Below are 3,558 nucleotides of genomic sequence, written 5' to 3'. Positions count from 1 at the left end.
ACCGGATCGAAGTCGACCCCGGGGGTGGCCGCGACGCGCGCCCTTTCCAGCATCTGGCCGGCAAAGGCAAAACTGTCGGAGGTAAATCTGGAGACATCGGCGTAGAGATAGAACGCGCCATCGGCAGGCAGGAAGCTGTCGAGCCCGGCTTGCGGCAAACCATCGATCAGGATGCGGCGGTTCTCCTGGTAGCCGCGCTTGATCGCTTCCATCTCGGCGCGGCCCTCGAAGGCGGCTTCGGCGGCAATCTGCGACAAGGTCGGCACCGAGATCGAAAGATTCTGCTGCAGCCGCTCGATCGGCCGCACCAGCGATTCCGGCACCACCATCCAGCCGACCCGCCAGCCGGTCATGCAGAAATATTTCGAGAACGAATTGATCACCAGCGCATCGGGCGAAAGCTCCGCCGCCGTGACCGCGGGAAATGCATAATCGAGGCCGTGATAGATTTCGTCGGAGATGAAACGGATGCCCGCCCCCTCCGCCGCCGCCATCAGGCCGGTGAGCGCCTCGCGGGACATCATCGTCCCCGTGGGATTGGCCGGGCTTCCCACCAGCACGCCCTTCAGCGGCTTTTTGCGGTGCGCCGCCAGCAAGGCTTCGCCGGTCAGTGCGTGACGGGTCTCGCTCGAGGTCTCGATCAGGACCGGCTCGCAGCCGAGCGCGGTCAGGATGTGGCGATACGGCGGATAGCCGGGAACCGTCACCGCGACGCGGTCGCCCGGCTCGAACAGAGCGAGAAACCCCAGGACGAACGCCCCCGACGATCCCGTCGTGATCACGACCCGCTCGGCATCCACGGCGCAGCCGTAGGTCTCGCGGTAATGCCGGGCGATCCGCGCGCGCAGCGAGGGAATGCCGAGCGCCGAGGTATAATCGATCCGTCCCAGTTCGAGGGCGGCGTGAGCCGCCGCAATCGCCGGCTTCGGCGCCGAGGCCGAGGGTTGCCCGACCTCCATGTGAATGACGTGGCCGCCAGCCGCTTCGATGCGGGCCGCCGCCGCCATCACATCCATCACCATGAACGGGGGAACATCGCTTCGCGCGGACGCCGTCAGCAGGCCCCGGGCGCGGTCTCCTAGTGTCGCATCAAGCATCGATATCTGCTATTCGAACCTGGGAAAACGGGGCACCAGCGCCCCAGACAAGCCGCATTCGGCGCTTTGTTAGGGCATATATCGTATCCGGCCCGCCGCCAATCCCCCGAGAAGGCCATGTTGCTCCGCATCGCCCTGCGCCAGACAATGTCGAGATTGACGGCCGTCACCACGGCGGTCGCGCTCGTCATCGCGCCGATGCCGGCGCTGGCGCAAGGCGGCGGTGTCCGCATCCTGCGCGATACCGAGTCCGAGCAATTGTTGCGTGAATACACCCGCCCGATCCTGCGCGCGGCGGGAATGGAAAAGCAGAACATCCAGATGGTCATCGTCAACGAGGGTGGCTTCAACGCCTTCGTCGCGGACGGCCGGCGCATTTTCGTGAATTACGGCGCCATCATGCAGTCCGAGACCCCGAACCAGATCATCGGGGTGATGGCGCACGAAACCGGGCATCTGGCCGGCGGCCATCTCTCCAAGCTGCGCGAACAGCTGGCGGCGGCGCAGACCCAGATGATCATCGCCATGCTGCTCGGCGCCGGCGCGCTGGTCGCGGGCTCGCGCGGCGGCAACGCCAATAGCGGGCTCGCCAATGTCGGCGCGGCGGCGATTGCTGCGCCGCAGGAAGTGATCCGCCGCACCCTGCTCTCCTATGTGCGCCAGCAGGAGGAAAATGCCGACCGCGCCGGGGTCAAGTTCCTGACCGCCACCGGCCAGTCCGCCAAGGGTATGTACGAAACCTTCAAGCGCTTCACCAATGAGAGCCTGTTTGCCGCGCGCGGCTCCGATCCCTACGTAATGTCGCATCCGATGCCGGCCGAGCGTGTCGAAGCGCTGCAGGGACTGGCGCGTTCCAGTCCCTATTGGGACAAGAAGGACGACCCCGCCCTGCAACTGCGCCACGACATGGTGCGCGCCAAGATCTCGGCCTTCATGGAACGACCGGACACCGTGTACCGGCGCTATCCGCTGTCGAGCGACAGCCTGCCCGCACGCTATGCCCGCGCCATCGCCACCTACCGGCATGGCGAGCTGCGCAGCGCGGTCGCCCAGATCGACGCACTGATCCAGCTGCAGCCGGCCAACCCGTATTTTCATGAATTGCGCGGCCAGGCGCTGCTGGAGGGCGGCAAGCCCGCCGAGGCCATCGCGCCGCTGCGCAGGGCGGTGCAGCTGTCGAATAACGCGCCGCTCATCGAGATGTTACTTGGGCAGGCGCTGGTAGGGACTAATAATAACGCCCACACCGAAGAAGCGATCGCGATTCTGCGCGCGGCGGTGGCGCGCGAGACCGAGGCGCCGATCGGCTATATGCAGCTCGCGATGGCCTACGGCCGAAAAGGAGATCTTGCGCAGGCCGACCTCGCTTCCGCTCAGGCGGCCTTCCTGCGCGGCGACAACAAGACCGCGCGCGATCTGGCCTCGCGGGCCAAGACCCGGTTCGCGATCGGCACGCCGGGCTGGGTCAAGGCCGACGACATCGTCTCCGCCAGGCCGCTGCCCGGCCAGAAGAGCAACTAGAAATAAACAACTGGAAATAAACCGGCCGGACTTAAGGTTTCGCCAAGCCGGCCCTGCAACAACGCCCAATCAATTCGTCCAAATGAGGATTTGCCCCATGCCCTGGTTCCGTCTGCTCGCCCCCGCCCTGTTCGCGCTCGCACTGTGCGGGGCGCCGGCGCTGGCCTCCGCGCAGGGCTTTTCCGAAATTCAGCGCGGCGATATCGAAACCATCGTGCGGAATTACCTGCTCAAGAATCCCGAGGTGCTGGAAGAGGCGATGGCCGAGCTCAGCAAGCGCCAGACCGCCGCCGAGGCCGAGAAGCATGCCGCGGGCGTCACCAAGAATGCGGAATTGATCTTCAAGTCGCCGCGCGGCGTCACCGTCGGCGCCAGGGACGGCGATGTCACCATGGTCGAATTCTTCGACTACAATTGCGGCTATTGCAAACGCGCCATGATGGACATGATGGAGCTGATGAAATCGGATCCGAAGCTGAAGGTGGTGCTGAAGGAATTCCCGGTGCTCGGCCCCTCCTCCGTCGAAGCCGCCCAGGTCGGGGTCGCCGTGCGCATGCAGGACCCCAGCGGCAAGAAGTATCTCGACTTTCACCAGAGACTGCTGAACGGCAGGGGCCAGGCTGACAAGGCGCGGTCGATGGCGGCCGCCAAGGAAGCCGGCGTCGACATGGCCAGGCTGGAAAAGGATATCGCCAGTCCGGAAGTGCGCGCCACGCTGGAGGAGAACTTCAAGCTCGCCGAAGCGATGGGCATGAACGGCACGCCGAGCTACGTGATCGGCAAGCAGGTGGTGATTGGCGCGGTCGGCGTCGAAACCCTGCGGGAAAAAATCGGCATCGCGCGATGCGGCAAGGCGACATGCTGAGCGGCGCGTCTTCAATCTGATATTGCAGCGTTGCTAACTGCAGGCCGGCTTTCGAGCCGGCCATTTGCTTGCGCC

The 3,558-nt window shown here is 65.1% G+C and carries 3 protein-coding genes; 2 read left to right on the top strand and 1 reads right to left on the bottom strand.

Annotated features, from left to right (window positions below; translation table 11 throughout):
• Positions 1-1,097: pyridoxal phosphate-dependent aminotransferase (locus Q8N40_RS00015; protein ID WP_305710357.1), on the bottom strand; the 1,097-nt coding region annotated here is incomplete at its 3' end.
• Between the two features lie 117 nt (positions 1,098-1,214).
• Between Q8N40_RS00015 and Q8N40_RS00010 the strand changes: the two genes are divergently transcribed.
• On the top strand, positions 1,215-2,618 hold the full coding sequence (locus Q8N40_RS00010) for a M48 family metalloprotease (protein ID WP_305710356.1): 1,404 nt from the start codon (positions 1,215-1,217) through the stop codon (positions 2,616-2,618).
• Positions 2,619-2,715: 97 nt separating this feature from the next.
• Entirely contained in the window at positions 2,716-3,483 is a 768-nt protein-coding gene (locus Q8N40_RS00005; RefSeq protein ID WP_305710355.1) for a DsbA family protein, read from the top strand.
• The last annotated feature ends 75 nt before the right edge of the window (positions 3,484-3,558 follow it).

Origin of the sequence: Bradyrhizobium sp. (genome assembly GCF_030693485.1) — a bacterium.
GTDB lineage: Bacteria > Pseudomonadota > Alphaproteobacteria > Rhizobiales > Xanthobacteraceae > Bradyrhizobium.
This window is presented reverse-complemented; position numbering and strand designations above follow the sequence as displayed.

Bases quoted from the DNA above. Each gene is read 5' to 3' on its own strand.
- Q8N40_RS00010 (WP_305710356.1), top strand. From the start codon at position 1,215: ATGTTGCTCCGCATCGCCCTGCGCCAGACAATGTCGAGATTGACGGCC.
- Q8N40_RS00005 (WP_305710355.1), top strand. From the start codon at position 2,716: ATGCCCTGGTTCCGTCTGCTCGCCCCCGCCCTGTTCGCGCTCGCACTG.